General features: G+C 67.2%; 6 protein-coding genes. 2 read left to right on the forward strand and 4 right to left on the reverse strand.

Annotated features, from left to right (window positions below):
* Positions 1–265 (reverse strand): hypothetical protein (locus Q8814_RS23955; RefSeq protein ID WP_330154470.1); only part of this gene is annotated, 265 nt, incomplete at its 3' end.
* Between the two features lie 214 nt (positions 266–479).
* Positions 480–1,793, reverse strand: a complete 1,314-nt coding sequence (locus Q8814_RS23960) for an acetyl-CoA C-acetyltransferase (RefSeq protein ID WP_330154471.1) — start codon at positions 1,791–1,793, stop codon at positions 480–482.
* A 107-nt stretch (positions 1,794–1,900) separates the two neighbouring features.
* Between Q8814_RS23960 and Q8814_RS23965 the strand changes: the two genes are divergently transcribed.
* Together Q8814_RS23965 and Q8814_RS23970 are read left to right on the forward strand one after the other, a co-directional pair.
* A complete protein-coding gene (locus tag Q8814_RS23965; RefSeq protein WP_330154472.1) occupies positions 1,901–3,247 on the forward strand; it encodes a 3-oxoacyl-ACP reductase in 1,347 nt (448 codons plus the stop codon).
* Positions 3,247–4,104, forward strand: a complete 858-nt coding sequence (locus Q8814_RS23970; protein WP_330154473.1) for a MaoC/PaaZ C-terminal domain-containing protein — start codon at positions 3,247–3,249, stop codon at positions 4,102–4,104. Before Q8814_RS23965 ends, Q8814_RS23970 begins: the two co-directional genes overlap by 1 nt.
* A gap of 80 nt (positions 4,105–4,184) precedes the next feature.
* On the opposite strand, the gene Q8814_RS23975 is transcribed toward Q8814_RS23970, so the two are convergent.
* Together Q8814_RS23975 and Q8814_RS23980 are read right to left on the reverse strand one after the other, a co-directional pair.
* Positions 4,185–4,823 (reverse strand): TetR/AcrR family transcriptional regulator, encoded by a 639-nt coding sequence (locus Q8814_RS23975; protein ID WP_330154474.1) that lies wholly within the window; start codon positions 4,821–4,823, stop codon positions 4,185–4,187.
* An 81-nt stretch (positions 4,824–4,904) separates the two neighbouring features.
* The coding region (locus tag Q8814_RS23980; protein WP_330154475.1) for a glycoside hydrolase family 3 N-terminal domain-containing protein at positions 4,905–5,606 on the reverse strand (702 nt) is incomplete at its 5' end.

Below are 5,606 nucleotides of genomic sequence, written 5' to 3' on the forward strand. Positions count from 1 at the left end.
GCGAGGTGTCGGTCGAATCGCCGGCCTTCTGCGCCTCGGCAGCGCCGTCGGCTTGTTCGCCGCCCTTCTGCGCGTCGGGGCCGCCGACGTCGCCGGAACGTCCGGCGCCGGTGTCCTCCGCCCGCGTGACGGCGGTGAACTGCTCCGTCGGCGCGGACGCATCACCCGCCGTGTTCGAGTCCGGTGTCGCCTGTGGACCGGATTCGGCGGGTCGAACGTCGCTCTGCTCGTGCTCGGGGTCGTTCGTCCCGTTGTTGCCGCTCACCCATGTCCCTTCGTACGAAAAGCACGCTGATGGAACCCGGCGCGCCTGATACCACGCTCCAGGGTAATCCGCGGGCTTCGGAGACCGACGGGGGGAATGCGAAGACCCCGCGTTGCTACCAGGTCGGGGGTCAGGTAGCAGCGCGGGGTCACTGGATTATCGCTGTGGTCCGGGAAGTGTTACAGACCTCTCGGAATCTTTTTTCGGGTGACGGCTACGCCTCCAGAATCGCCGTCACGCCCTGGCCCCCGGCGGCGCAGATGGAANTCANGCCCCGAACCGGCTTCCCCGTCTCCTGCCTCTTTTCGTGCAGCATCTTCGCGAGCGAGGCGACGATGCGCGCTCCGGTGGCGGCGAACGGATGGCCGGCCGCCAGCGACGAGCCGTTGACGTTGAGCTTGCTGCGGTCGATCGAGCCGAGCGGTGCGTCCAGGCCCAGTTTGCCCTTGCAGTACTCCTCCGAATCGAACGCCTGCAGTGTCGCGAGAACCACCGATGCGAACGCCTCGTGGATTTCGTAGAAGTCGAAGTCCTGCAATGTCAGGCCGTTGCGCTGGAGCAGACGCGGAATCGCGTAGGTCGGGGCCATGAGCAGACCGTCCCCGCCGTGGATGTAGTCGACCGCGGCGGTTTCGGAGTCCACCAGGTACGCGAGCACCGGCAGTTTCCGGTCGGCGGCCCATTCCTCGCTCGAGAGCAGCGCAGCCGACGCGCCGTCGGTGAGCGGCGTCGAGTTTCCGGCGGTCATGGTGGCGTCGCCGAGCCCGGTACCGAACACCGGCTTCAGCGTCGAGAGCTTCTCAACCGACGAATCGGGGCGGAGGTTGTCGTCGCGGGTCAGGCCGAGGAACGGGGTGACCAGGTCGTCGAAGAAGCCCCGGTCGTATGCGGCAGCCATGTTGCGGTGGCTCGCGACGGCCAGTTCGTCCTGGTCCTCGCGGCGGACACCGAACTCCTTCGCGGTGATGGCGGCGTGCTCACCCATCGACAGGCCGGTGCGCGGCTCTCCGTTGCGCGGGATCTCGATGCCCAGCATCGACGGACGCACATTGCCGAGCAATTTGACGCGATCGGCGGTGGAGCGGGCGCGGTTGAGGGAGAGCAGGAACTCGCGGAGCTGGTTGCTCACCGCGATCGGAGCGTCGGAGGTGGTGTCCACGCCCCCACCGATCCCCGCTTCGATCCGGCCGGCGGCGATGGCGTCGCCGACGGAGATGATCGACTGCAGGCCGGTGCCGCATGCCTGCTGCAGATCCCATGCCGCGGTGTGCGGGTTCAGGGCGCTGCCGAGGACACATTCGCGAACGAGGTTGAAGTCGCGGCTGTGCTTGAGGACGGCACCGCCGACGACCGCACCGAGCCGCTCCCCCTGCAGGTTGAAGCGGCTGATCAGCCCATCGAGGGTGGCGGTGAACATGTCCTGATTCGATGCGCGCGCGTACTTCCGGTCGGACCGGGCGAACGGGATCCGGTTACCTCCGAGGACGGCGACTCGACGCTGCTGCGCGGAACGGGCTGTGGTGGTCACTGAAATCTCCCGATGCTGATGGATAGAAACGCTGGCTACTATTCTTACTCACGGGTAAGTTTGTTGTCGACTACTGCATCGACGACCGAATCGAAGAAGGTGGAAACGTGGCCGACACCAAGGGCGCTCCCAAGCTCTACGCCCAGCTCATCTCGTCCGCACCCGGAGCATTCCTCGCCAAGCAGTTCGGTCTGCCGCAGCCGGAGAAGCTCCGTCGCTACCAGCCCGGCGAGCCCCCGCTCCCGGGCCCCGTCCTGATCGGGGGGAACGGCCGCCTCGTCGAGCCGATCCGATCCCTGCTCACCGACTACCCCTTCGCCGAACCCGCCGACACCTCGTTCGGCGCGCTCGTCTTCGACGCTACCGGCATCACCGACGTCGCGGGTCTCGAACAGCTCTTCACTTTCTTCCAGCCCGCGATCCGCGGACTCGCCCCGTCGGGCCGCGTCGTCGTCCTCGGCACGACCCCGGAGGAAGCGTCCTCCGTCGACGAACGCATCGCACAGCGCGCCCTCGAAGGCTTCACCCGCAGCCTCGCCAAGGAACTGCGGCGCGGCGCCACCGCACAACTCGTCTACGTCTCGCCGAAGGCGTCGACCGGACTGTCCGGCACCGAATCCACCCTGCGCTTCCTGCTGTCGGCGAAGTCCGCGTTCGTCGACGGCCAGGTCATCCGCATCGGCGACGCGGATGCGCAGGCGCCCGCGTCGTGGGACAAGCCTCTCGCCGGGAAGGTCGCCGTCGTCACCGGCGCCGCCCGCGGTATCGGCGCCACCATCGCCGAAGTCCTCGCGCGCGACGGCGCGACCGTCGTGGCCGCGGACGTACCCGCGGCCGGGGAAGCGCTCGTCCAGACCGCCAACAAGGTCGGCGGCACGTCCCTGGCCCTCGACGTGACTGCCGACGACGCCGGCGACAAGCTCGCCGCCCACCTGCTCGAACGGCACGGCGGCGCCGACATCATCGTCCACAACGCCGGCATCACCCGAGACAAGCTGCTCGCCAACATGGATGGGGCCAGGTGGAACGCCGTGATGGCCGTCAACCTGCGTGCTCCGCAGAAGATCACCGACGTCCTCGTCGCGAAGGGTGCGCTCGAAGAAGGCGGCCGGGTCGTCGACGTGTCGTCGATCGCGGGCATCGCGGGTAACCGCGGGCAGACCAACTACGGCGCATCCAAGGCCGGTGTCATCGGTCTGGTGCAGGCCACCGCACCGGTCCTGGCCGAGAAGAACATCACCATCAACGCCGTCGCACCGGGCTTCATCGAAACCGCGATGACCGCCGCGATCCCGCTCGCGACCCGCGAGGGGGGCCGGCTGATGAGTTCGCTGCAGCAGGGCGGCGAGACCGTCGACGTCGCCGAGACCGTGGCATGGTTCGCGAATCCCGCGTCGAGCGCGGTCACCGGCCAGGTCGTGCGCGTGTGCGGCCAGTCCATGCTGGGGGCCTGATGGCCGAGATCGAGCTCTCCTCGCGTCCGTCGACGCTCGAGGTGTACGGGCGGGCAGCGCTCTCGGCGCTGCCCGTCGTCGGCGCGTCGGGAGATTCGCTGCCCGACGACACGCTGCTGTTGCGCGGACTGCGCGTGGATCCCGACAATCTCGCGGAGTACACGAAGGTGTGCGGGCTGAGATTCGGCGATACGTTGCCGCTGACGTATCCGTTCATGCTGACGTTCCCGCTGGTGATGAAACTGATGGTGTCGAAGGACTTCCCGTTCGCCGCGGTCGGTTCCGTGCACGCCGAGAACGTCATCGAGCAGCTGCGTCCGATCTCGCTGAGCGAGCCGCTCGATGTGCGGGTGCACGCCGAGAACATGCGCGAACACCGCAAGGGGCTGCTCGTCGACCTGGTCAGTGTCGTGAACGTGGGCCGGGAAACCGTGTGGCGCCAGACTTCGACGTTCCTGCACCAGCAACGGACGTCGCTGTCGGGGCAGCCGAAAACCGAACCGGAGCCCGAAGAGATCCCCCCTGTTCCGACCTCGACATTGAGGGTGGATCAGAAGATCATCGACAGGTATGCTGCAATTTCCGGGGACCGGAACCCGATTCATGTTTCGACGTTGGGCGCCAAGGCTTTCGGGTTCTCGAAACCGATCGCTCACGGCATGTGGAGCGCCGCAGCGGCTTTGCGCGCAGTCGAGGGCCGGATCCCGGGCAAGGTGACGTACTCGGTGCGGTTCGGCAAGCCGGTGCTCCTACCGGCGACCGTGAATCTCTATGCGCAACGGGAACTCGAAGGCTGGGCTCTTGCTCTGCGTCACCGGAAGAAGCTCTACCCGCATCTCACCGCAACCCTGCGCTGAGAGCGGCGACGTACGCAGGCCTTCGGGACCGGTGCGCTGGGGCGCGATGGGGGCGTCCCGGCGTACTCGTCTACGAAAAGTCAGGCGCTGTAGCCGGTTTCGGGGTGCTCGGACTCGAGGTGATCGGGCCGCTTCTTGCCGGCCAGGCCTCTCCACGCGAGGTTCTCCAGCAGATCGGCGGCCTTCTCGACGTCGATCTCGCCACCGGCGATGCGGTCGGCGACCGCTTCCCCGGCACCGACGAGCGCGACCGCCATGATCGTGAAATCGGTGCCCGGATCGGGTTCGCGCGTGCTGGATTCGAGCAGGTGCGCGGTGAGTTCGATCAGACGGTCGCGGCTGTTCTGTACCTGCCCCGCGAATCCCTGCTGCGACAGCGCCTGCCGATAGAGCACCATCCACGAATTGCGATGCTGGTCGACGAAACCGAGGAACGACTCCAGCGCGACACGCAACTGCTCGCGCGGCGCGAGCGCCGGATCGCCGGCGGGCGTGAGCGCTTCGACGAAGCGCTGGCCTTCACGGCTGATGCACGCGGCGAACAGTTCGTCCTTCGAGCCGTAGTACAGGTAGAGCATGGGCTTCGAGATGGAGGCACGTGTGGCGATCGCATCCATCGACGTGTCATGGAAGCCGTTCTCGGAGAACACATCTACAGCGGCATCCAACATCTGCTGCTCGCGCACCGCGCGCGGCAATCGTTTGGTACCGCCGGCCATGACCCCTCCAACACCCAGTCGAAACAGATTCTTACTCTACGGTAGGGAAGCATCGCGCGAGCCCTGATCGAGATGCCGATTTCAGCAGTCCAGGGCACCCTTGGCCCGGACCACCGTGCGCACGGCGTCGTCGACCCGGGTCGCGGGCAGCACCCCGTCCGCGACCGACTGCTCGAGGTGGTCGAGCACCGCCGGCACCTCGTCGGTGGTCAACCACAGGGCCTGGTCGACACCGGCGACGAGCGCCGCCTCCACCGCCTCGGTGATGTCGTAGGAGTCGGTGATCGCACGCATCCCGGACAGGTCGTCCGTGAAGATCACGCCGTCGAAGGGCGGCCCTCCGTATCCGGCGCCGGATCGCAGCAGATCCACCACCGGCCTACTGATGCTCGCCGGCACACCGTCGGTCAGTCCGGGAACTTCGAGGTGCCCGAGCATCACCGCGACATCGGACGAGACCAGTTCGCGGTACGGCACGAGATCGCTCTGCTGCAACCGGTCGAGGGGCGGAGTGGTGACCGCGCCGGTATGCGAATCCCCCGACGCGGAGCCGTGCCCCGGGAAGTGCTTGAGCACCGGCAGGATGCCCGCGTCCTGCAGTCCTCGGGCATATGCGCCCGCGTACTGTGCCACCACCTGCGGATCGTCCGAGTAGGAACGGTCGCCGATGACGGAGTCGTCGGGCTGGCTGCTCACATCCACATCGGGCGCGAAATTGACGGTGATGCCGAGCTCGCGCAGTTCCCGTCCGCGCTCGAGCGCCATCTGGTAGGTCTGCTCGAC

The sequence above is a fragment of the Rhodococcus chondri genome, from assembly GCF_036327435.1.
In the GTDB taxonomy this organism is placed as follows: domain Bacteria; phylum Actinomycetota; class Actinomycetes; order Mycobacteriales; family Mycobacteriaceae; genus Rhodococcus; species Rhodococcus chondri.

Excerpts from the sequence above, each read along its gene's own strand:
- Q8814_RS23970 (WP_330154473.1), top strand. The coding sequence starts at position 3,247 with ATGGCCGAGATCGAGCTCTCCTCGCGTCCGTCGACGCTCGAGGTGTAC.
- Q8814_RS23975 (WP_330154474.1), bottom strand. The coding sequence starts at position 4,823 with ATGGCCGGCGGTACCAAACGATTGCCGCGCGCGGTGCGCGAGCAGCAG.